The following is a 23,832-nucleotide window of genomic DNA, read 5'->3' on the forward strand; positions in this document are numbered from 1 at the left end:
GCAGCCGAGCCCGACCGCTGACACTTCGAGGCCATCCCGGCCCAGGGTGCGTGATTGCATATCTGCCTCCTCATGGAGAATTTGGTGTCTATTCTGCAACAGTGCGGATGGGGCAGGTATTCTGACTGGATCACCACCGGCGTTTTCGGAAACGGGAACCCGAAGGGGAACGCATCCGCCTTTCGGCTCCGCCGGGACCAATAGGCGGGACGAGAAAAACCCGCGCTCCGGAGAGCGCGGGTGATGGATTGAGGGGAAATAACGGTTACTTTCGCGGGTGATTGATCTGCGCCTGGGCGGCGGCGAGGCGAGCGATCGGCACCCGGAAGGGCGAGCAGCTCACGTAGTCCATGCCAACGAGATGGCAAAACTCCACACTGTTCGGTTCGCCGCCGTGCTCACCGCAGATCCCGACCTTGAGGTTGGGACGGGTCTCGCGACCCCTGTCGATGCCGGTCTTGACCAGCTCACCCACCGAATCACGATCGAGGACCTGGAAGGGATCGACAGCGAGGATCTTCTTGTCCAGGTATTCGGGCAGGAAGCCACCGATGTCGTCACGCGAGAAGCCGAAGGTCATCTGCGTCAAGTCGTTGGTGCCGAAGCTGAAGAACTCGCAGGTCTTCGCGATCTCGTTTGCGGTCAGGGCCGCGCGCGGGATCTCGATCATCGTGCCGTAGAGATGCTCCACCTCGTCGACGCCATACTTTTCGCAGACCTCGGCGTGGATCTTCTTGGCCGATGCGAGTTGTTCGTCGAGCTCCTCCTTGGCGCAGGTCACGGGGACCATGATCTCGGGGAAGCAGGTTCTTCCGTCCTGACGGATCTCGGCCGCCGACTCGAGGATGGCACGGAACTGCATCTCCGAGATCTCGGGGAATGTGATGCCGAGACGCACGCCGCGGTGACCCATCATCGGGTTGAGCTCGTGCAGCTCGTCGGCCCTGCGGTCGAGCACCTCCGCCGTGATGTCGAGGGCCTCGGCGAGCTCCTTGCGCTCCGCCTCGTTCTGGGGCACGAATTCGTGCAGCGGCGGGTCGAGCAGGCGGAAGGTCACCGGCCGCTCACCCATGACCTCGAGAGTGCGCTTCATATCGCGCTTGACGTAGGGGTAGAGCTCATCGAGGATCTCGCGCCGCTCCGCCTCGGAGCCGGACATGATCATTTTGCGCAGGATGAAGAGCGGCTCCTCGGAGCCCTTGCCATAGAACATGTGCTCGGTACGGAAGAGGCCGATGCCCTCGGCGCCAAATTCGATCGCAAGACCGGCGTCTTCAGGGGTTTCGGCGTTGGTTCGGACCTTCATTACGCGAATCTTGTCCGCGAGCTTCATGAAATCCACGAAGCGCGGGTTCTCGGTGGCGTCGATCATCGGCATCTCACCAGCGTAGACCAGGCCTCTGGTGCCGTTCAGAGTGAATACATCACCTTCGTTGAAGACCCGGCCGTCGGCCTTGATTGTCTTGCCGACGACGTCGATGTCGAGGGTGCCGGCGCCGACGATGCAGCACTTGCCCCAACCTCGTGCGACCAGCGCCGCGTGCGACGTCATGCCGCCGCGACCGGTCAGGATGCCGACCGCAGCACGCATGCCCTCGACGTCCTCGGGGTTGGTTTCCTCCCGAACCAGAAGCACAGTCTTGCCCTGCTTCACCCACTCCACCGCATCGTCCGCGGAAAACACGATCTGACCGTAGGCACCGCCGGGACCGGCGGGCAGGCCCTTGGCGATCGGGTCGGCGTCCCGCTCGGCGGATGGGTCAACGATCGGGTGAAGAAGCTCGTCGAGCTGGTCGGGCCGGACCCGCAGCACAGCTGTCTTCTCGTCGATGAGACCCTCAGAGAGCATGTCCATGGCCATGTTGAGGGCTGCGGTTCCGGTTCGCTTGCCGACCCGCGTCTGGAGCATCCACAGCCGTCCATCCTGGATCGTGAACTCGATGTCCTGCATGTCGCGGTAATGCTGCTCGAGCTGGTTGCGGATAGCGAAGAGCTGCTCGTAGACTTCGGGCATCGCCACCTGCAGGGATGGCAGATGCTCGTTCTGCTCGTTCTTGGTGTCCTCGTTGAGTGGGTTGGGGGTACGAGTCCCCGCCACCACATCCTCGCCCTGGGCGTTGACCAGCCACTCGCCGTAGAACTTGTTCTCGCCGGTCGCCGGGTTGCGGGTGAAAGCAACGCCGGTCGCCGAGTCATCGCCCATATTTCCGAAGACCATCGCCTGCACGTTGACCGCGGTGCCCCAGTCGTCCGGGATGCCCTCGATGCGTCGGTAGGAGACGGCGCGCTTGCCATTCCACGACGAGAAGACGGCGCCGATGCCGCCCCACAGCTGTTCCATGGGATCGTCCGGGAAGTCCTCGCCGAGAACTTCCTTGACCTTCGCCTTGAAGCGCTCGCAGAGCTCCTCGAGATCCTCGGCCGAGATGTCGGCGTCGGTCTTGTAGCCGCCCTTTTCTTTGACCTCTTCGAGCATGCGGTCGAGCTGCTGGCGGATGCCCTGGCCCTCCTCGGGCTCGATGCCGGCCGCCTTCTCCATCACCACGTCCGAGTACATCATGATGAGACGCCGGTAGGCGTCATATACGAATCGCGGATTACCGGTCTTCTCGATGAGCCCGGGAATTGTCGCCGAACAGAGACCGCAGTTGAGCACGGTCTCCATCATCCCGGGCATCGAGGAACGGGCGCCCGAACGCACCGAGACCAGAAGAGGATCCTTCGGATCGCCGAACTTCGTACCCATGATCTCCTCGACCTTGGCCATTGCCGCGTCAACCTCGGCCTCGATCGTCGACGGGTAGGTCTGGTCGTGGTCGTAGTAATACGTACAGACGTCGGTCGTTAGGGTGAAGCCAGCCGGGACCGGGATTCCGAGATTGGCCATTTCGGCCAGGTTGGCACCCTTGCCGCCGAGGAGATTCTTCATTTCGGCCGTCCCGTCAGCGGTCCCACCGCCGAACGAGTACACGTACTTCGTTTCGCTCACTATTCGCCTCCTTCGACTTGCAGCTTCGATAGGTCAGCAAGTTTCATGAAATGTCGTCCAAGTTCCATCAAGAGCGCGATCCGGTTGTCCCGAACGCGCTCGTCCTCACACATGACGAGTACCTCGACGAAGAAACGCTCGAGGATATCTGTTATCGGTTCCATCGCGGCGAAGGCCTGCTCAACTTCCCCCTTTGGTACGTACCGCTGCAGGGTGTTCGCAAACTCGACGGCTGCGTCGTACAGCTCGCGCTCCTCATCCATTTCGAAGAGCCCCGGATCGACACCCCGATCAGGCTGCTCCTCGGTGATGTTGCGCACCCGCTTGAAGGCGAGCGCAAGCTGGCGGAAGTTCTCCGAGGTGCGCACCTTTTCGAGGGCTTGCGCACGGACGATCGCCGCTGGCAGGTTCGACCAGTCGGCCGCCATCACCGCATCCGCGGTATCAAAAGAGACGCCGACAGTGTCGATCAGCCATCTCCGCACCCGATCCTCCAGGAAAGCCGTTACCGCCGCGGAGACCGCCTCGGTCCCTTCCTCCGAATAATTCGCAACGTTATCGACGGCATTGCCGATCACCGTATCGAGATCGATCTCCCAGCCGGCCTCGGCAACGATCTTGATCGCGCCCTGGGCGGCACGCCGGAGCCCGAACGGGTCCTTCGAGCCGGTCGGGTTTTCACCCACCGCAAAGAGTCCGGCCACGGTGTCGAGCCGATCCGCAACCGCGAGCAACTTCCCGGCGACCGATTCCGGCACTTTGCCCTCGAAACCGACCGGCAGGTAGTGATCGCGAACCGCGGTCCAGAGATCCTCGTCGGCACCCTCGAGGCGCAGGTAGTGTCCGCCCATGATGCCCTGCAACGAGGGAAACTCGGCCACCATATGGGACAGCAGGTCTGCCTTGGCCAGGCCGGCAGACGCCCGAAGCCGGTCGGGATCGATCTCCGATTGCAGCAGGTTCGCGATGTTTACGGCCAAGTCGCCCACCCTGAGTGCTTTGTCGCCCAACGAACCCAGGACACGGTGGAACTCGAGCCGTCCGAGGTTCGGAACAAGGTCGTGCAGCGACCTCTTGCGGTCCTCGGAGAAGAAGAACCGGGCATCGGCCAGTCTGGCTCCGATCACCCACTCGTTGCCCTGGCGAATCAGCCCTTCAGGATCGTCCTTGCGGTCGATGACCCCGATGAAGGCATTTTGCAGACCGCCATTGTCGGTGTTTTCGAGAATCAGGCATTTCTGGTGGTGACGGAGGGTGGTGACGACCACCTCCGGCGGCAGCTCGAGGAACCGCTCTTCGAAGCTGCCGGAGATCAGCCCGGGCCATTCAACCAGCTCGACATGCTCGGCCATCAATTGCGGATCCGGATGCACCCGAGCGCCGGCCTCGGAGGCGAGCCGTGCAGAGAGCTCTGCGAGCCGTTTCTGGCGCGCCGCGGAGTCCACCACGACGCTACGTTCCATCAGTGCATCGACGTAGCCATCGGCGGTTTCGAGCTCGAAGGACTCCGGCGAATGGACGCGGTGGCCGACGGTGGATCTCCCCGCCGTAACACCGAAGATCTCGCACGCCACCACATCGCAATCCAGGAGTGCGACGATCCCGTGGACCGGACGCACGAACACGTTCGTACCGTCGCCCCATCGCATCATCTTCGGAAAACGAAGAGCGCCGACCACGGCTGGCACGATTTCGGCGAGGATCTCGGCAGTCGGCCGGCCCTCGTGGACCACGGTCGCAGTGAGGTACTCACCCTTCGCGGTTTCGATCCGCCCGACCTCGTCGAACGGCAATCCCACCTTGCGGGCGAATCCCTCGCCCGCCGGAGTCGGCTTGCCTTCGGCATCGACCGCTACCTTCGCAGGCGGTCCGGTCACTTCCTCCGTTCGCTCAGCCTGGCGACCGGGTAGGTTCTCGACCACAACCGCAAGTCGACGAGAGGTGGAAAGCGCCGCAATTTCGAAATCTGAGTATCCGGCTTCGGTGAGCTGGGCGGCAAACAGCTCATCGAGCTGTCGCCGCGCGCCGGGAAGAGCGGCCGCAGGGATCTCTTCAGTTCGGATTTCGAGCAGGAACGTCGCCATCAGTCGACCTCCCGCGCGAGTGGAAAGCCGAGGGCTTCGCGCTGCTCGAGATGAGCGCGCGCCGCCGCCACCGAGTTCCGTCGCACACGGGCGATGAGCCCCACCCGCTCGGTGACGGAGATCGCACCTCGTGCGTCGAGAAGATTGAACAGGTGGGAGGTTTTGAGGGCCGCCTCGACGGCCGGAATGACGAGCGGAGGATCATGCTCGAGGCAGCGTTGCGCTTCCGCCTCCCAGTCTTCGAAGTGACGCCGGAGCATCTCGACGTTGGCGAGCTCGAAGCCGTAGACCGAGGCCTCACGCTCGTCTTCCAGCCGAACGGCGCCGTAGGTAATGCCTCCACCCCACTCGATGTCGTATATCGAGTCCTTGCGCTGGAGAAACATCGCAATGCGTTCGAGCCCGTAGGTGAGCTCGGCCGAGATCGGCGCCAAATCGATGCCTCCGGACTGCTGGAAGTAGGTGAACTGTGTGATCTCCATCCCGTCGAGCAGCACCTGCCATCCGACACCCCACGCGCCGAGGGTCGGCGACTCCCAGTTGTCCTCCTCGAAGCGGATGTCGTGCACCGCCGGATCGATGCCGAGCGCACTGAGGGATTTCAGATAGAGCTCCTGAACGTCGTCCGGCGATGGTTTGAGGACCACCTGCAGTTGGAGGTGACGCCCGAGACGGAAGGGATTCTCGCCGTAACGGGCGTCCGCAGGACGCCGTGACGGCTGCACGTAGGCGACCCGGTAAGGCTCCGGCCCCAATACCCTCAAAAAGGTCTCCGGATGCATCGTCCCCGCGCCAATTTCGACATCGTACGGCTGCTGAATGATGCATCCGCAGTCGGCCCAGTAGCGTTGGAGATCAAGGATCAGGGTTTGCAGGTCCAGGAGCGCCTCCGAGGCGTGTCGCACGAGCCGGAAATATACCACGACGGCGGGATTGAGGGGTGATTTTCTGAAAACGGCAGATATAAACACACCCTATGAAAAGGATACTCGTTTTCTGACACCGCAAAAATCAGGCGATCAAACCAATGGTTCAAACGAAGGGATCATCGTTGCGTCGGTTGGTCGTCAGTGTTCGCCGGAAATCGCATCCAGACTCCGCTGGTGCCGTCTTCAAAATCCTCGATGGTGATCGGCACCTGATCGGAAGCGGGTATCTGTGAATTTTCGCCTGAATTCAGACTTCGAGAAGACCAGAGCACAAAACCTCGCACCGGACAGCCATCAGTCGCCGGCTGATAATTCAGGCGAATCCACGCGTTGATCCTGCTATCCACCTTTCGCAAGTCGTTCGTTCGAACCAGGACCATCCCGGGTGGGTTTTCCGTCAGCTCGGCAATCACTCGTCCCGCAAGCCGATTTCGTACCGGCGATCTCGGAAGCAACGGGTAGTCATAAATCACTCCACTGGCTGGCACGGTTTCGGTGAGCAGGTAAATCCCCGGCTGCGGCCCGAGCTGCCAGAAGCAATCTCCCGGCTTGACGTACGCACTCACGCAACCGGCCAGTCGCCGTTCGTCGAGGAACTCGTCGCCGTACTTTCGTCGCGACCACTCGTCTGGTGGCAACCGCAGATAATGAACATGAATGAGGCCAAGAGCCGCCAACACAGTGATTGCTGCAAAGCGAAGAACGCCGGGACGGATCAGGAATTTTTGGAAACCGACCGCTGACGCGAGAACCAATGGCGGAAGGAACAGCTGGTAGTAGTGAGGGTGAAATCTGCCCGGGGCTGCAACAGCGACGGCCGAACCCAGGATCACAGCGAGAATCCGTCGACGTCCCGGTGAGTCCAGTCGCGTCAGACCCGCAACGCCGGCGAGCGATAGAAGCCCTATGACTGCGATGGAGCTCGTTGGGAGGTGGTTGCCAACCCGAAGGAACTCCTGGAGGCTCGAAAGCATGGTGCTCTGTCTGTAAGCCAGATTGTAGCGAACAAGCGCATCCCAGACCGCCTCGCCCCCGGCACTGAAAACACACCACGCCATGACTGGAACCACGCCGCACATCACGGCGAAGCCCCACCGTACGAGGAATGCGGCGGTATTTCTTGGTCCTTTTCGCCTCCAAATTTCAGCCACGTCGACCGCGGCCAGGAAACCGAGCGGCGCGGCCACGACCATTTTGAGGAGAAGTCCGCCGGCGGTCAGCCCACCTGTCGTCAACGCAATTGTTCCGGCCAGCCGCGAGCGCCAGCTGAGAGAGGCCGCCATCGCCCAGGCCACGCACGCGTTCATCGGGAGTTCGACATTCGGCTGGTTTGCCTGGAGGCCAAGATCTGCGCCGACAAAAACCCAAAGAGAACCGGCGAGGATTGCCCCGGATTTGCCGGCTACCCGGTGTCCGGCAACCATCAGCCCCACCAATGTCAATACGGAAAAAGCCACGTTGACCAGCAACACGGCTGGCACACCAGGACCAACCAGGACCGTCGCACCAGCAAAGATCAGGTGGATTCCCGGAGGCTTGTGGTCCCAAAGGTCCGAGTAGAGCGGTCGGTCATTCAAGATTTCCCGGCCAACGACGGCGTAGGCCGAGATATCTCGATCTAGAGGTTCGTTTCGCAACATCCAGCGAGTCCCGACGATCCATACAACCAGCACGACCACCGCAACCCACAGGGCATGACTCCGTAAGAAATGCTTCAACGCGGATGCCGGGACCGAATCCATTCGTTCGCTATCTCCTGTCCAGCATTCCTTTCGAGAGGTCGGGGGCGGCTTGTCGTTTCCGCAACCGGGGGCCAAATCCATTTTAGGTCCGAACCAGGCACGCGAGTAACACTGAAAACCGGGCACATGGGTAAATTGTTGTGCAGCGGTATGGATGGACCATGATGTGAGCCGACGGGCCCTTGCGGGCGGATCTTCAAAAGAAGACGCGTACTCGGATAAACAACAGGCGGGCCAATGGCCCGCCTTAAGATCGATGTCGATTTCTATCAGCTAGAGCGCCTTGATCGCCTCCACCATCGGCGGAATGACCTCGAAGAGATCACCGACGACGCCGTAGTCGGCGACCTTGAAGATCGGCGCGTCGGGGTCCTTGTTGATGGCCACGATGACCTTCGACGACGACATGCCGGCAAGGTGCTGGATTGCACCGGAGATGCCCGCCGCGATGTACAGCGATGGGCTCACCACCTTGCCGGTCTGGCCGACCTGGTGCGAGTGCTCGATCCAGCCCGCATCGACCGCCGCGCGGGAGGCGCCGACCGCGCCACCCAGAGCGTCGGCCAGCTCCTTTATGAGAGCGAAGTTCTCGGGATCCTTGATGCCGCGCCCGCCGGAGACGATGACGTCCGCTTCGGCCACGTCCAGCTCGCCGCCTGCGGTCTCGACCAGCTCCTTGACGATGGCGCGAATAGAGAGTGCGAGACCGTCGAGCGGCACCACCTCACCGGCTCCAGCCGATTCCTCGGCCGCGAAGACGTTAGGCCGCAGGCTGATGACCTGGGGCGAGTTTCCGGAGGTATCAGCGGTCGCGAAGGCCTTGCCCGAGTAGACCGGCCGCCGGACCTTGAAGGTCTCGCCGTCGAGGGTCAGACCGACCGCGTCAGGAATCGCGCCGACGCCAAGGCGTGCGGCGACCCGGGGCGCGAGATCACGCCCCATGGCGGTGCCGGCAAAGAAAATGGCGCCGGGTTGGGCCTGTTCGACCGCTTTGACCACGGCCTCGGCATAGCCTTCGGCCGAATAAAGATCGAGATTCGCGTCGTCCGCGACGTAGATCTTGTCCGCACCCCAGGCGCCGAGGCCGGAAGCCGCATCACCGATTCCGGAACCGGCAATGACAGCACTGACGTCTCCGCCCTGCCTCTTGGCTTCGGACAATGCCTGTAGGGATGCCTTCCGGATCTCTCCGCCGCGTTGCTCCACAAAAACGAGAATTCCAGCCATCATCGCCTCCCTAGATCGCCTTCGCTTCTTCGCGAAGGAGTTTGACGAGCTCGGCCGCGGCAGCCGCCGGGTCGTCCTCGCCCTGGATGATGGTTCCCGCAGCCTTTGCGGGCGGCAGCTCGAACTGCTCGACCCGGTAGAAGCCGCCGGCGCTCTCATCGACCCCGAGGCTCGCGACCTCGACCTTTTCAACCGGCTTCTTCTTGGCCGCCATGATCCCCTTGAGAGCTGCATAGCGGGGCTCGTTGAGGCCCTTCTGACAGGTCACCAGGGCCGGCAGCGGGCTCTCGACCTTCTCCTTGCCGCCTTCGACGTCGCGCCCCGCGGTCAGCGATCCGTCGGCCACCTCGAGCTCGGTAATGCTGGCAACGTGCGGCAAATCGAGCAGCTCGGCGAGCATCTGGCCAACCTGGGCACAGTCGGTGCCGACACCCTTGATGCCGCAGAGCACGAGGTCATACTCGCGGTCCTTGATGGCCGCCGCCAAGACCTTGGCAATCGTGAGGCTGTCCCCGAGAGTCGCCTCGCCGCCGAGAACATGCACCGCCTGGTGCGCGCCCCGGGCGAGACAGTCTCGCAGGGCCGCCTCTGCGTGATCCGGACCGTAGGTCATGACCGTGACCTCGCCACCTTTCGCCTCGGTGATCTGAAGCGCCTCTTCGAGGGCGTATTCGTCGTAGGGAGAGACGATCCACTTGATGGCGGATTCGTCGATACCCTTGCCGTCTCCTCCGATCTTGATGACCGACGCCGTATCCGGCACGCTGGCCATGCACACAATACAGTTCACAACTTGCCTCCTTCGCTGAATTGTTGGAAAAATGAATGGTCATTCACAGCCGGTAGTTTAACACCACCTCCTCCCCTCGCGTTTCTCTCATCGACGGCTCTTGTGAGGTGCGCATGCCGCGTCGCCCCGGTGAGAAGCGCTGCTCACAGGAGTTGTTGATGCGGCACGCCCGTCTCACGGGAGTATTCCGCGAGGCAAGGGCTTCTCAGTCCGCGTGCTCTTCGCGCAGGCGCCGGATCTCGTTGTCGTAGGCTTCCATGACTTGATGGTGGCGGAGGAGCCCGATCACAGGCGACGGCGGAGCACCATCGAGGACCGGCAGGATTTCACGCTGGAGGGCCGTGAATCGCTGGACCGCGGTGTGGAGATCGTCGTCCGGCACCAGGTAGGCCATGCCCCTGGCTGTCACCCCGAGGTCAGAAGCGACCAGAAGCGGCCACACTTCGGGCGTTGCCATGACGCGGCGCACGTCATTGATGCTGAACATCCCCTCCACCTCGCCGTCGGCATCGACCACCGGGAACGCGTACTGGTCGGTATCGGCGACCATCTCGAGCACGGTCTCGAATCGGGTGCCCGTCGGAACGGAAATCACCGCTTGGTCCGGATCCATAACCTCGGCGACCGTCAGGCGCTCGAGAACATCGATCTGGAATTCGCCGAGGTGGGCCGGCGAATCGATTCGGCCCGGCACCTGCGCCTCGTAGATGCTCGTCCCACGCGTCAGCAAATAGGCAACAGAGGACACCAGCATCATCGGGACCAGCAGTCCGTACGACCCGCTCATCTCCGCTACCATGATCAGGGAGGCTATCGGGACCTTGGCGACACCGGCGAAGAACCCGCCCATCCCGACCAGCACGCAGGCCGCCGTCGGCGGAGCGAGCTGGGGGGCGACCCGCGACACGAGGTCGGCAAAAATTGCGCCGGTTACGCCACCGATCACCAGCGATGGCGCGAAGACTCCACCCGACCCTCCGGACGAGATGGTGAACGAGGTAGCGAGGATCTTGGCCGGCAGCAAGAGGATCAGGATCTTGAGCGGCAGATGGTGGTCCATGGTGAGCTGCAGCCACCCGTAACCGCCACCCAACACCTGAGGCACCGCAATCGCCAACACGGCAAGCAAAAGACCGCCCACCGCCGGTTTGGTCCACTTCGGGATCGGCATCGGAGCGAAGACCTTGTCTCGCATCCCGTAGAAAACCTTGACATAGATATAGCCAACCATGGCCACGATCATGCCGAGGACGAGGTAGGCCAGGAGTTCGTGGGGCCGCACGAAGCGTATGTCGGCGGTGCGAAAGATGGCGTCCCACCCGGTCAGCGAGGCCACCACCACGTAGGATACGATCGACGAGATGATGGCCGGAATGAGGGCTTCGGACTCGAAGTCCGGGTCGGAGTAGAGCACCTCGACCGCGAAGAGAGCGGCGCCCAGCGGTGCCCTGAACATGCCGCCGATACCTGCGGCCATGCCTGACACCACCAGAACTCTGCGATCGTGATAACCGAGGCGCAGCACATCTGCGAGGTACGAGCCGAAGCCGGCGCCGACCTGTGCCACCGGACCCTCTCGACCGGCCGAGCCTCCCGAACCAATGGTCAACAGCGAGGCTAGGAGCTTCACCGGTACGATCCGCTTACGGAGTACGGCTCTTTCACGGTGGTAGGCGTTGATCACCGCATCGGTGCCGTGTCCCTCTGCCTCAGGCGCGAAGGTTTGCACCAGCCATCCGACCACCAGCCCGGCCAGCGGAAGCACGACCAACAGGAGCCACGGCCGATCGGGCATGCTCCATGTGACGGTGGCCGACTCCCCATGGCCGGGGACATGGAAACCGACGACGTTACCGAGCAGGAGCGAGCCTAGCCCGTCGATGCCCCAGGTCAACAGAGCACCGCCGAGTCCCGCGACCACTCCGACCATTATCGCCAGAACCAGCCAACGACCGAAATTGTAGAGATCGACGCGGCTCGCAAAACGTGCGATCTCTCTGATCCAGGTCTGTCCCAGCCGGGTCATCTCTCCGTCCAATCAGTCGATCGATTGACTTCTGCACCCGGTAGGACGATCCGCTGTGGTCATCGTCACTCGAAGAGACCCACGGCCAGGCACGCGTTGGTGCCACCAAAGCCGAAGGAGTTTGTCAGGGCGATTTTGATGTCGGCATCGCGAGCGGTGTGCGCAACGTAGTCGAGGTCATTTTCGGGATCCGGATTGTCGAGGTTGATGGTCGGCGGCACGACACCGTTGATCAACGACAGCACCGATATCCCGAACTCGAGACCGCCCGCGGCACCCAGAAGATGTCCGGTCATCGACTTGGTCGACGAGACCATCAGCTTGTGCGCATGGTCCCCGAAGACACCCTTGACCGCGATTGTTTCGACGATGTCGCCGGCCGGTGTCGAGGTCCCGTGAGCGTTGATGTAGTCGACGTCCTCGGGGTTGAGGGATGCATCGTCGAGGGCCGCCTGTATCGCCCTGATGGCTCCGTCCCCATCCTCGGACGGGGCCGATATATGGAAGGCGTCAGAACTCATACCGAAACCGAGCACTTCACACAGGATCGACGCGCCCCGCCGCTTTGCATGTTCGAGCTCTTCGAGGATAACGATTCCCGAACCCTCGCCCATGACGAAACCGTCGCGGTCCCTGTCCCACGGCCGAGACGCCTTTTCCGGCTCGTCGTTGCGGGTCGAAAGAGCCCTCATTGACGAGAACCCGGCAAGAGGCATCTTCGAGGTCACCGCCTCGGATCCACCAGCGATGATCGCGTCAGCGTAACCATGGCGAATGTAAAGCAGAGCGTCACCGATGGCGTGGGCCGAGGTCGAACACGCTGTGCAGGTCGCCATGTTCGGACCCTTGGCGCCGGTACGGATGCTCACCAAACCAGAACACATGTTGATGATCGCGCCGGGGATGAAGAATGGGCTTACCCTCTTCGGACCCCGCTCGAGAAGAATCTCGTGCTGTCGCTCGATGAGGGGGAACCCGCCGATACCGGATCCGATGACGACACCAACGCGGTTCGCATTTTCTTCGGTGATCTCGAGACCTGCGTCCTCGAGCGCCATCTGGGTCGCAGCGAGGGCAAAGTGGACAAAGAGGTCGAATCTCCTGGCCTCCTTCGGCTCGATCCACCTCTCGGACTCGAAACCCCGCACCTCGGCGCCGATGTGAACCGGGTAATCTGATGTGTCGATTCGCGTGATGGTCGACACACCGCTTGTGCCGGACATCAGGCCGGCCCACGTCGGCTCGGTCCCGATCCCGAGGGGCGAGACGAGCCCGACCCCGGTGACCACCACGCGACGTGGCATCAGCCAGCCTGGCTCTTCAGGAACTCGTTTGCATCCTTGACGGTCGCGATCTTTTCGGCGGCTTCGTCCGGGATCTCGACCCCGAACTCCTCCTCGAACGCCATCACCAGCTCCACCACGTCGAGCGAGTCCGCACCGAGGTCATCCACGAACGACGCCTCGGGCGTGACCTTCTCCCCATCCACTCCGAGCTGTTGCACGATGATTTCTTTGACTTTCGCTTCTACGTCCATATTCCCCTCCCGAGGGTTGTCTTTCGGCTCGGCCGGACTCTTCCCCGTACCGTGCCGCGAAATACTCCAGCCGACCGCGCCGGACATAACCGGTAACGAGCCCGCTACGCCCATCGCAGATTCAATCACGGTCGCGACTGAGACCAATCGAGCCCTCGTCGCGATTCGAACGCGTTACGTGATAGCACACAGCCATTCCCCACGCAAGGGCCCAAATTCACTTGACATTGTTTTGAAAAAGGAGTATTCAGCCATTTGATGCCGCATTCAGTCGGCAGGGGGAGGTCCCATGGAGTCGTATCTGACCGCCAAGGAAGCCGCAGAGTATCTCAAACTGGCAGAACGGACACTTGTGCGGTTGGCCCACGAGGGCAAGATCCCAGGGGTCAAGATAGGCGGACAGTGGCGATTTCGACGTGCGCTCCTTGACGAGTACCTCGACACGCTCGCTTCGGAATCAGTCACGACTTCCGGGGCGTCGCCGAACCAGGTCATCGATGCTCCGATGGAGGAGATCTTCACCGTCGACCAGATCATCCCCGACCTCGAGGCCGCAAACCGGCCGGAGGTGATTCACGCCATGGCTGAGCACGTCACCGGTCTCGGTTTGGTGGAGGATCAGGCGTGGCTGGAGGCAGCCCTCGCGGCACGTGAACGCCTGGTTCCAACAGCTGTTCCGGAAGGAGTCGCCTTCCTCCATGCTCGCCGGCGAGCCGCGGACAAGTTCCCGAAGCAATTCATCGCCATGGGCCGTTCTCCCGACGGAGTGGTTTTCGGCTCTCCCGACATGGGAAAAACGAATATCTTCTTCCTCCTCGCGCTCAGAAACGACGCCTTGCACCTGAGGTGGCTCTCGCGCCTCGCATGGATCGTCCGCAGCCCCTCCCGCCTGGCGCGGCTGTTGGACGCCGATTCAGCGGAGACGATCCATGCGGCGATGCTCGAAGCTGCCGGCAGCCTCCCGGGCGCGTTGCGCCCGACCGGTGCACCGGCCGGTCGCTGAGACCAAGACAAACCGCCCCGACGGGTTGTACCAACCATCCTGCTTCGCCTTCAACCACGCCGGGACAAACCCACCCACAGCTGAGCGGCGTATAGTGACAACATGGCCAATCCCGGTTTTCAAGGCTCAGTCCTAGAGCCGTGAGGCCGATTCGCCGTATGGCCCCCCAGACGAATCCCGTCTAGAATATTTCGGATATGAAAATCGCACTCATCGGCAGCCACGGGGTCGGCAAGACCACCCTGTGCTTCGAGTTGGCCGCACGTCTCAAGCGGCGTAACGCCGATGTCGAAATGGTGCGCGAGGTGGCGCGTCGGTGCCCGCTGCCCATTAATCAAGAAACAACGGTGGCAGCTCAGGAATGGATTCTCCACACCCAGATCGCGTGGGAAATCGAGGCAGCAGTCGACAACGAGGTCGTGCTCTGTGATCGGTCGGTGCTCGACAACTATTGCTACCTGGTGCATGCCGCAGGGTCCGTGCGAGCCTGGGAGACTTTCATCGATTACTGGATGCCGACCTACGACGTGCTCGTCCATGTGCCGATTTCCGAGAGCCCGGCGTACGATGGCGTTCGCGCGGTGGATCCAGCGTTTCAACAGCTCATCGACGTGCTCCTCGAGGGTATGATCGCCGCCCGCGGGCTGACTCCGCTGCGCCTGACCCCCCCGGACAGAGCGACGTGGTGTGACACGATCATCGACTCCCTCCTGCCGAAACTGGAACCGACTCTTCCGCTCTTCGACGGAGAACCGAAGCCTTGACCGAGCAGCGGAAAACCCGGTTGGGAACCACCCATGGTGCTGTCGACGAAGCCGCAGCGGACCTGGTTCAGGTGATTGACGGATCTGTGGAGCAGCTCTGGGAAACCATCGAATCACTTGAGAGATTGCAGCCTCGGAATCTCGAGCGCTTCCGAGTTTCAATCTTCGGGTCGGCTAGAATCGAAGCCTCTGACCCGCTCTACGCGGAGGCACGAGGACTCGCCCAGCGGCTCACGGAAGCCGGTTGCGACATCGTCACCGGCGGCGGTGGCGGATTGATGCAGGCGGTCGATCAGGGTGCCTCACGCGGCAAATTGAATGAACCCGCAGTGGGTGACCTGCCCGTTCGGCTCGTAGCCGACCTCGAAAACACGCCGTTTGTGGAGCGGGTCTATCGACACCGCACGTTCTTCTCCCGCCTCCATCATTTTGTGCGGCTGTCCTCCGCGTTCATCGTCTTTCCAGGTGGCATCGGATCCACTCTTGAAGCGATGATGGTGTGGCAGCTTCTGCAGGCGAAACACCTTCCGCCAACGCCATTCCTACTCTTCGGGGAGCATTGGCGCGGGCTCCTGAATTGGATCGAGGATGAAGCGCTCGCCCATGGGTATGTCGACGAAGGTGATGTGCATCTTCCGGTCCAGGTGCGCACAGTCGACGAGGCAACAGAGATCATTCTGCACACGCTTCACGAGTTCCACGCGCGAGCCAACGAGCTCCACCGGGCGGATCCGTGACCAACGGATCTGGCACGCGAGAGCTGATCGTCAGCGGTGGAATGCTCGTGCCGATGGCCTCTGACGGAGAGTATTTCGAGGGTGACCTCGCTACCAAAAACGGTCTCATCACGAAAGTGGCCCGCATTTCGATTGACACCAGAGATGACGAACTGATTCTCGACGCCCGTGGCGCCGCGGTGCTGCCGGGATTCATCCAGGGCCACGTACATGTGGTGCAATCGCTTCTACGACACCAGGCTGACGGGCTTTCACTCCTCGACTGGCTGCGGTTCCGGACCTGGCCATACGAGGCGGCACTGGACGGCGACGGTGTCGAGGTGGCGGCCGAGCTCGGAATTGCGGAGCTCCTGTGCGGCGGAACGACAACGGCTCTTGATTTCGGCACCACGCACGACCACGGCCGCGTGTTTCAGGCCGCCAAACGGCTCGGGATCCGGCTCGTATCGGGCAAGACGCACATGGATATCGGAAACGCAGCACCTGCGAGCCTGCTCGAAGATCGAGAAAAGTCGATTGCGGATGCAGCAGCGCTCGGAGAGCAATGGCACGGATCGGAGAACGGCAGGCTGCGGTACGCGGTGGCGCCTCGCTTTGCTCTTTCGTGCTCGCCAACACTTTTGCGGGGGTGCGCGGAGCTTGCTCGCGACAACGGCTGGCTCCTGCAAAGTCATGCTGCCGAGAATCGTGACGAGGTCGAACAGGTTCGGTCCCTGAGCGGTCGCGGCAACGTCGACTACCTCGACGACCACGGCCTCCTCGGAGGTGATGTGGTGTTAGCTCACGGCGTCCACCTCGCGGCGGACGAGATCCGGCGCCTCGCGGAGACCCGGACCACGATCTGCCATTGCCCGGGTGCGAACTTGAAGCTCGGCTCCGGCATCGCCGATGTGCCCGGCCTTCTGGCAGCAGGAGTCCCTGTCGTGCTGGGATCGGACGGGCCGCCATGCAACAACCGGCTATCGATCTTCCACGAGATGAGTCTTGCTGCCACTCTCCACAATCTGCACTACGGACCGGCTGCTCTCGACCCGTGGCGAGTTCTGGCAATGGCGACGCGGGACGGTGCGGCAGCACTTCATCTGGAACGGGAAATCGGGACTCTCGAACAGGGTAAAGCCGGAGACGTGGTGGTGATCGATCTCGAGGATTGGTCGACCCTGCCGGGAGGAGATCCCGCATCGCGGATCGTTTTCGGCGCCGGAACACATGCCGTGCGGCATGTCGTGGTCGCCGGACAGCCGGTTGTGATTGACGGGAGACTGGTGACCACGGACACCGATGATTTACGCAATCGCATCAATACGGCATGGACGGCGACTCGTAGAAGGATGGAGGAGATGCAATTCGAATGAGCGTTCGCCCGATTCTCGTCTACGGTGACCCGCGGCTCGAGATTCCGAGCGAGCCGGTCACGACGTTCGATGCAGAGCTGCATTCGCTGGTGGAAGATCTTTTCGAAAGCGGGTGGAAGGCGCCCGGCCTGGGCCTCGCCGCACCACAGATCGGAGTCAATTTACGGCTCGCTACGATCGACCTTTCAGTGGGCAAAGACCCTGACGCCAAGATCGTCTTAGCGAACCCGACGATTGTCCGCCGCGAGGGCAAAGCCAGCCTCGAAGAGGGCTGCCTGTCGTTTCCGGGCCTTTTCACGGTCCTCGAACGGCCCACCGCCCTGACTGTCCGCACCCAGGACGAGCACGGTGAATGGCGGGAAATCGAGGCGGATGGTCTGCTTGCTCAGGCCGTTTGCCACGAGATCGACCACCTCGACGGAATCCTCCTGGTGCACCATCTGCGGGGGATGAAGAAGCGGCTATTCATGCGTCGAGTGGAGAAGATGAGACGCCTTGGGGTGTGGACGCAATCCACCGCGTGACAAATTCTGAATTCGGAGTTCGGAATTCGGAATGGCCCAGACCCACCCATTTCGTGGTCAAACTAGTGCCAAGCAGGAGTTCAGAATTGCGACTTCAGAATTCCGAACTCTAAAGGCCGGTTGGCAGGCCCTGGCGCGGGTTTGACTGGTAAAGCTCGGAGACGCTGCGCGCCATATCTTCACCAGCCGGGGACACGACCTTCGGCACGACAATCTGAATCGTGTACAGGTGGTCACCGTAGGCCCGCGTTTTGGTGTTTTTGACGCCCTTGCCTCGAAGCCGGAATGTGCGACCCGAGTCCGTACCAGGTGGCACCTTGGCACGTACCGGTCCGTGAACGGTTCCGATTTCGATCTCGCCACCCTTGTAGGCCTCTGAGAAGGTCACCGGAACTGTGGTGTGAATGTTGTCGCCGTCGCGCTCGAAGAACGCGTGAGGAGTGACCCGAACTCGCACGAAGAGATCTCCCGGTTTCCCGTCCAAGCGTCCCTCGGCCCCCTTACCCGCCACCCGTACGCGCTGGCCCGGCGCAACCCCTTCCGGGATCTTCACGCGGAGTCGTTCGGTCGAAATCAATACGCCCGATCCGTGACAACTCGGACACGGCCGACCTTCTGCCGCACCGCTTCCGTTACAACTCGAACACGTCACCTGACGCTGGACTGGAATGGTGACCGTCGTGCCGCGCACTGCATCGGCAAAAGAGATTTCGATTTCGATTTCCTGATCTGCACCTCGCTGGGGCTGTCTTCGCGCTCTCGAGGTTCTCCCGCGACCAAAAAGCTCGCCAAAAATGTCGCCGAGATCTTGAAAACCACCGCCGGCCCGTTCGAAATCGCCATACTCCACTCGCACGCCCCCCGCATCACGCCACGTTGAACTGGCTCTGCGGAACGGATCGAAACCCATGTCAGGAATGCCATCGACCTGTCCATAGGTGTCGTACTGCTTTCGTTTGTCCTTATCCGACAAGACTGCGTATGCTTCCTGAATCTCCTTGAACTTCTGCTCGGCTTCTGCGTTGTCGGGATTGACATCAGGATGGTATTTCCTTGCCAGCTTGCGATACGCCTTCTTGATCTCGGACGCGCTCGCGGAGCGATCAACACCGAGCACTTTGTAATAGTCTGCAGCCACGATTCCTCCCGACGCCTTGCGCTCAGTGAAATATGAGCGAGTTCCCATAAAATATCAACTGAACCCAAGCTTCGCGCGCCGGTGCCGTAAAATAAATGGGTGGAAGCGTTCGTTGCCTTACCGTTGCTTCTGGTCGCCGGCCCGAGAACGCGTGCCCGCCGAGCGGTCGTCGCGCTCTTCGTCGCTCTCTCGACCGCGGCCGTCATCAACCTGCCGTGGCTGGCCGAACAATTGAATATCTCCTTCGAATCAGAAAGCTCGATCCTGCACGTGCTTTCGAACCCGGGCGTGATGATGGCCACGAATCTCGTGTGCAGCGCTCTCATAGTCTGGGCTCTGGTCCAGCTTCTGCTTGGCGGCGGTCCGCAGCAGCGTTTGGAGCGAACCCTGATGAGCCGCGGGGATTTCGTCGGCGCGGCGCAGATGAGGGCCCAGAAAGGCGACAAGAGAGGCGCTTTCGAGCTCTATCGCAAGGGCAAGGAATGGAACGAGGCGGCCCGGATTGCGCTCGAGCTCGGGCGTGAATCCGACGCCGCCGAGATGTTGAAAAGGGCGGGTGGCCATCATCTGGCGGAAGCGGCACGTCTCTTCCGGCGCGCGGGTGATATCGCCGCAGCCCAACGCTGCGATCGAGGCCTCGCAGAATGGCTCACCAGTCGCGGGAGATTCGATGAAGCGGTAGAGGCGTGGACCCGGGCGGGAGAACCGAAACGCGCCGCGACTGCAGCCGTTCTCGCTCTCGACGAGGGGCGATTTTCTTCGTCCCACACGGCCCTCCCGGCAGCGCGGAGGGCGGTCGAGCAGGTCGGGGATCAACGCACCCTGGCGCGCCTGCACGAGCTGGAAGGGAACTGGCAGGCTGCCGCCCATGCATGGCGGTCGGCGGGCGAGCACGGCTTGGCAGCCGAGATATTCCGCAAGGCCGGCCTGATGCACGAGGCAGCGGTTTGCGAGGCTGCGGCGGGGCACCATCGCGAGGCGGCCGAACTTCGGCTTCGACAGCTCGACAAGCTGCGTGAAAAGCTCGCGGTCGCCGAGGCACATGGGAGGCTCGAAAAGGAACAGGTCGAGAATCTTCGTGACCAGATCAAACATGAGGAAGACCTGCTTGTCCCGTTGCTGACTGAGCTCGGTATGCGTCGGGAGATGCTTGATTTGATCAGCGCCTCCGGCGGCGTGGAAGAAGCGGTCAAGACGATGCTCGAACAGGGAGAGGAGACCGAGGCCGCGGAGTTTGCTGCCAATTCCCAACGGTGGGATATCGCTGCACCGCTGATGGAGAAGCTGAATCGCTGGAGTGAGGCGAGCGACCTCTATGAACTCGCAGAGGATGTCGAGGCAGCAGCCCGGTGCGCCGAAAAGGCTGGAGAGGATGAGCGAGCGCTGCATCTCTACCGGGGACTCGGCGTTCCGGTCGGCATCGCCAACTGCATGGCGCGACTCGGCTACCTCCAGGATGCTCTGGTCGAGCTCCACCGTGGAAATTTCTTGCCCGAGGCCTGTCAGGTGCTGCAAGACCATCCTGGGCCGGTACCGGACATACCTCACGTCATACTCGATATGGCGAAATGGGCCCGCGAGCACCTCTCAGCCGAGGCGTCGATCGCCTGTCTCCAACGGGCAGTTATCGGCGTTGCGCTGCAGCCGGGCAGGCTCGGACCGGCGGTGGCTCTCGCCCACGAGCTCTATCAGGCCGGCGAAAGGGCTCCGGCTCTCGCCCAACTCGAGCGCGTGCTCGCCTTCGACTACTCCTGCGAACCGGCGCGAAAGCTCCGCGCTCTGATCGAGGCCGACGGCCGACCGGCAGCATCAGGAACCGATCAAGCGAAGGCGGCGGCTCGAGATGCAAAGAAGGCGGAGCTCGACGTACAACAACGATACGAAATTCTGAACAAGCTCGGCCGGGGTGGAATGGGCGTCGTGTACAAGGCCCGCGACACTCGCCTCGAGCGCGACGTCGCGATCAAGGTCTTGCGAACGACCTCTGCCGAGGAGGCGGCTCGGCTCGGCCAGGAAGCGAAAGCGGCGGCGACCCTCAACCATCCCGGAATCGTGACGATCCACGATTTCGAGGCCGGGTTCGACGGGTATTTCATCGCCATGGAGTTCGTCCCTGGGGAAATCATGGAGGATCTCTTAAAGTCCGCACCCGAAATGATCAGAAGCCAGCTGGAGCGTTTGCTTCTGTTGGTTGCGCAAGCCGTCGAGTACGCCCATAGCCAGCACGTCATTCATCGCGATCTCAAGCCCGGGAATATTCTCGTCACCCCAGATCACGAGGTGAAGATCCTCGATTTCGGAATTGCCGCCCGTCTCGATCGGGGAGACGGCGAAAATGTCTCCATTTCGGGCACTCCCTTCTATATGGCGCCCGAGCAAATCCAAGGGCAACCGCCGACACCGGCGACCGATATTTACGCCTTCGGGGCGACCGCGTTCCATCTTGCCACCGGCCGGCCGCCGTTTCACACCGGGAACGTGATCGACGCCCACCTGAACACACCGCCGCCAGATCCCCTGGACCTCGAACCGGATCTCAATCCCGATCTCGCGCGCATCATCCTGCGATGCCTCGAGAAAAGCCCCGAAGACAGATATGCAAACACCGCCGAGCTCTGTGCTGACCTGCAGGCGTTGATTGTGTGAGATCCTCTGCCCTTCAGGAGGATCTCCCCGCGAGTTCCAATACCTAGACACGTTCTACAGGCAGCCGAATTCAGCGCACGCTGCTGTCATACCAGCCCTTCTCTCGCAACCTCGAGGACGCACCCACGACGGATTCTGTTGATATGGAAATGTCCGGGTGCGCCTGTGTCGACCCAATTTCCTCAAGCGATTCGTCCGACACACCGCATTCATGCGGACCAGAGGCTCAGCTGACCACCTCTGATCACTCGATGCGGAAGCTCGCCATAGATGGTCGTGCACACCCTCATCCCGACTCACTTTTCATTGGCTGTGCAGAAAGACGGGATCAGCGTTTGCTCCGCCGCAGCGACCGATAATCGGGAATCCTGTATTCCTTGATCTTCGCTATCAACGCGCCACGAGAGAGGTTGAGCTCCCGGGCCGCCTTGCTCTGATTCCCGAGGGATCGTCGCAGAACACGGTCGATCAACAGTCTTTCGACCGCCGGGATCACCACCTTGAGGTCGTCCTCGCCGAGAACCGTTGCGGTGTCGATGCCTGTGCCCGGATCTCCCGCCGATCCGTCCGCCTGCATCACCCTCCGCTGTATCGAACCGCTTACCAGCTCGCCCTCGGGGGTGGCCGATACGAGTCGGCGGATCTCGGTGAGAAGTTCGGCTGTCTGCCCGTCAAAGGTGGTGCCGAGCAGAGAGTCGAGCGTCTCGAGGGCGATACCCCGGATTTCTTTCCCTTGCTCTTCTCCGACCGTCTCCAGCATGCGCACGATCACCAGGGGAAGATCCTCTCGGCGCTCAGCCAGCGTCGGCACGCGAATCACGTTGCTCGCCACCTGGCGAGAGAGCTCGTCAGCGATCATTCCCTGGTCTGCGAGCACCGCAAAATCTTCAGCCGCTGTGAGAATCCACCGGACCTTGGACCCATAGCCAGAGCCCAGGTCCTTGGCGATGACTGCAGCAAGCTCGCCTTGGATTTCTCTCGAAAGTTGTTCGATTGAACGGACCACGACGACCCCGCCACCCGCACGAGCTGCAAGCTCCCGCGCACCGATCGCCCTGCCTGAACCGAAGAGTTCGTTTCGGAAAGACGACTCGTCCCCACCACGGGCTTGCAGGACGCGGATCCACGGCCTTCCGGTTGGTCGCAGGGAGGCGATCAACGAAGCGAGATAGGTTCGGCCCGAGCCGGCGAGCCCAGCGATGAGTACCGGATCCGCAGACCGAGAGGCAGCCAGCACCTGTTCACGGAGCTTCTGAACTGCCTGCGACGTGCCCGGGAGCTTTTTCGCGAGCGTTTTCCTCGAATTCGCTTCCCACTCTCCCAGGAGCTCGCTGGCCCCGGCGACCCTGCGCCAGTGTACGGAAATCATTGCTGCGAGCTCGGCGAGCAGCGTCCGATCCTCATCGCAGTGTTCGTCACTGGTTTCCGCGAGTAGAAAGACCCGAGATACCGCTTCTCCAACAACCAACGGGTAGATCAACACCTCGCCGCCGCCGCTACGAAGCACCGCTACGCGATCGCCGTTGTCCAGCTCGGCAAAGGTCCTGGGCGGAAGCTGTGGTAGGGCTCCCGACCAGTTCGAGACGATCGGCTGCAATTCACCCTGCTGGTCGAGCCATGCCAACACGGCGCGACGCTTTTTGAACACCGTCTCGAAAAACACCTGAAGGGCGGCTACAAGATCCGAGTGGAGGCCATTTCGAAAGACATCCAACAGCTGACGGCGCGCCAGGGCCAATCGCGGTGGTTCGTTGTACAGCACCACCTCTGATCGTGATCTGGGTTCCTCCTCAGTCGCGGCCCGCGAGTCGGCGGCCTCTTCTGTCTTCGGCTCTTCTGCGGTACCGACCTCCACAGATTCGAATGGACTCACATCGGCCGCCAGGATCAGGAGAGTGGCCGTACCGATTCGAAGCCTGTCCCCTTCGTTCAGTACCCCTCGCGAACGTCGTGTTCCGTTCAGCAGCACGATCTGGCGGGGCTGTCCAAAAAAGGTGTAGGAATCTCCGCTTCGGCGGATCACGATGTGGACTGGGGCAACTCCCGGGCTCCTCAAAACCACGTCATTGCTGCTCGAGGCGCCAATCGACACGACTTCCTTGGCAAGGTCGTAACGGAGATCGGAACCGTCTCCCGAGTCGATCGCCATCGTCAACATGAGCCCTCCGGTCTCATCAGAGCCACGCTCTTGCCAGCTCCCAGAGATTTCCGTGAAAGCTGAACTCGCACATTCGCCCGCACAACTCTCTATCCGGCTAGCCGACAATGAGACTCACGGAAAGCTTAAGCTGCGGACCCGAATGTGTCAATCGAAAGCACAGTTTTTGTGCCATTACGAAAT

17 protein-coding genes are annotated in these 23,832 nt (G+C 61.8%); 6 read left to right on the forward strand and 11 right to left on the reverse strand.

Annotation, left to right across the window (positions count from 1 at the left end; genetic code table 11):
* Nucleotides 1-265: 265 nt before the first annotated feature.
* The 9 genes from ppdK to LJE93_15605 all read right to left on the reverse strand — a co-directional run bounded on the left by ppdK (nt 266) and on the right by LJE93_15605 (nt 13,324).
* Entirely contained in the window at nt 266-2,992 is a 2,727-nt protein-coding gene (ppdK, locus tag LJE93_15565; GenBank protein MCG6950332.1) for a pyruvate, phosphate dikinase, read from the reverse strand.
* Nucleotides 2,989-5,073, reverse strand: a complete 2,085-nt coding sequence (gene glyS / locus LJE93_15570; protein ID MCG6950333.1) for a glycine--tRNA ligase subunit beta — start codon at nt 5,071-5,073, stop codon at nt 2,989-2,991. Before glyS ends, ppdK begins: the two co-directional genes overlap by 4 nt.
* Nucleotides 5,073-5,954, reverse strand: a complete 882-nt coding sequence (glyQ, locus tag LJE93_15575) for a glycine--tRNA ligase subunit alpha (GenBank protein MCG6950334.1) — start codon at nt 5,952-5,954, stop codon at nt 5,073-5,075. The genes glyS and glyQ overlap by 1 nt, the downstream gene beginning before the upstream one ends.
* A gap of 164 nt (nt 5,955-6,118) precedes the next feature.
* Nucleotides 6,119-7,744 carry a hypothetical protein gene (locus tag LJE93_15580; protein MCG6950335.1) on the reverse strand — a complete coding sequence of 542 codons (1,626 nt, stop codon included), beginning with the start codon at nt 7,742-7,744 and terminating at the stop codon, nt 6,119-6,121.
* Nucleotides 7,745-8,017: 273 nt separating this feature from the next.
* Nucleotides 8,018-8,974 carry an electron transfer flavoprotein subunit alpha/FixB family protein gene (locus LJE93_15585; GenBank protein ID MCG6950336.1) on the reverse strand — a complete coding sequence of 319 codons (957 nt, stop codon included), beginning with the start codon at nt 8,972-8,974 and terminating at the stop codon, nt 8,018-8,020.
* A 7-nt stretch (nt 8,975-8,981) separates the two neighbouring features.
* Nucleotides 8,982-9,761, reverse strand: a complete 780-nt coding sequence (locus tag LJE93_15590) for an electron transfer flavoprotein subunit beta/FixA family protein (protein MCG6950337.1) — start codon at nt 9,759-9,761, stop codon at nt 8,982-8,984.
* A 205-nt stretch (nt 9,762-9,966) separates the two neighbouring features.
* Nucleotides 9,967-11,787, reverse strand: coding sequence for a chloride channel protein (locus LJE93_15595; GenBank protein ID MCG6950338.1), 1,821 nt, complete (start codon nt 11,785-11,787; stop codon nt 9,967-9,969).
* A gap of 65 nt (nt 11,788-11,852) precedes the next feature.
* The gene (fabF, locus tag LJE93_15600; GenBank protein MCG6950339.1) at nt 11,853-13,091 is read right to left on the reverse strand and encodes a beta-ketoacyl-ACP synthase II; all 1,239 of its coding nucleotides are present in this window, start codon (nt 13,089-13,091) and stop codon (nt 11,853-11,855) included.
* Nucleotides 13,091-13,324: an acyl carrier protein gene (locus LJE93_15605; GenBank protein MCG6950340.1), complete on the reverse strand. Its 234-nt coding sequence runs from the start codon at nt 13,322-13,324 to the stop codon at nt 13,091-13,093. Before LJE93_15605 ends, fabF begins: the two co-directional genes overlap by 1 nt.
* A gap of 289 nt (nt 13,325-13,613) precedes the next feature.
* Between LJE93_15605 and LJE93_15610 the strand changes: the two genes are divergently transcribed.
* The 5 genes from LJE93_15610 to def all read left to right on the forward strand — a co-directional run bounded on the left by LJE93_15610 (nt 13,614) and on the right by def (nt 17,707).
* The gene (locus LJE93_15610) at nt 13,614-14,327 is read left to right on the forward strand and encodes a PTS sugar transporter subunit IIA (GenBank protein MCG6950341.1); all 714 of its coding nucleotides are present in this window, start codon (nt 13,614-13,616) and stop codon (nt 14,325-14,327) included.
* Between the two features lie 197 nt (nt 14,328-14,524).
* Nucleotides 14,525-15,091 (forward strand): ATP-binding protein, encoded by a 567-nt coding sequence (locus LJE93_15615; GenBank protein ID MCG6950342.1) that lies wholly within the window; start codon nt 14,525-14,527, stop codon nt 15,089-15,091.
* A complete protein-coding gene (locus tag LJE93_15620; protein MCG6950343.1) occupies nt 15,088-15,828 on the forward strand; it encodes an LOG family protein in 741 nt (246 codons plus the stop codon). Before LJE93_15615 ends, LJE93_15620 begins: the two co-directional genes overlap by 4 nt.
* Nucleotides 15,825-17,183 carry an amidohydrolase family protein gene (locus LJE93_15625; GenBank protein MCG6950344.1) on the forward strand — a complete coding sequence of 453 codons (1,359 nt, stop codon included), beginning with the start codon at nt 15,825-15,827 and terminating at the stop codon, nt 17,181-17,183. The genes LJE93_15620 and LJE93_15625 overlap by 4 nt, the downstream gene beginning before the upstream one ends.
* Nucleotides 17,180-17,707 carry a peptide deformylase gene (gene def / locus LJE93_15630; GenBank protein MCG6950345.1) on the forward strand — a complete coding sequence of 176 codons (528 nt, stop codon included), beginning with the start codon at nt 17,180-17,182 and terminating at the stop codon, nt 17,705-17,707. Before LJE93_15625 ends, def begins: the two co-directional genes overlap by 4 nt.
* A 109-nt stretch (nt 17,708-17,816) precedes the next feature.
* Here the strand turns inward: def and LJE93_15635 are convergent, their stop codons facing one another.
* A complete protein-coding gene (locus LJE93_15635; protein ID MCG6950346.1) occupies nt 17,817-18,845 on the reverse strand; it encodes a DnaJ domain-containing protein in 1,029 nt (342 codons plus the stop codon).
* A 99-nt stretch (nt 18,846-18,944) separates the two neighbouring features.
* Between LJE93_15635 and LJE93_15640 the strand changes: the two genes are divergently transcribed.
* Nucleotides 18,945-21,491, forward strand: a complete 2,547-nt coding sequence (locus LJE93_15640) for a protein kinase (GenBank protein MCG6950347.1) — start codon at nt 18,945-18,947, stop codon at nt 21,489-21,491.
* 328 nt (nt 21,492-21,819) lie between these two features.
* Here LJE93_15640 and LJE93_15645 read toward each other — a convergent pair whose 3' ends face one another.
* Complete coding sequence (locus LJE93_15645) at nt 21,820-23,649, reverse strand: sigma 54-interacting transcriptional regulator (protein ID MCG6950348.1); 1,830 nt, start codon at nt 23,647-23,649, stop codon at nt 21,820-21,822.
* Nucleotides 23,650-23,832: the final 183 nt, after the last annotated feature.

The organism is Acidobacteriota bacterium (assembly GCA_022340665.1).
In the GTDB taxonomy this organism is placed as follows: domain Bacteria; phylum Acidobacteriota; class Thermoanaerobaculia; order Thermoanaerobaculales; family Sulfomarinibacteraceae; genus Sulfomarinibacter.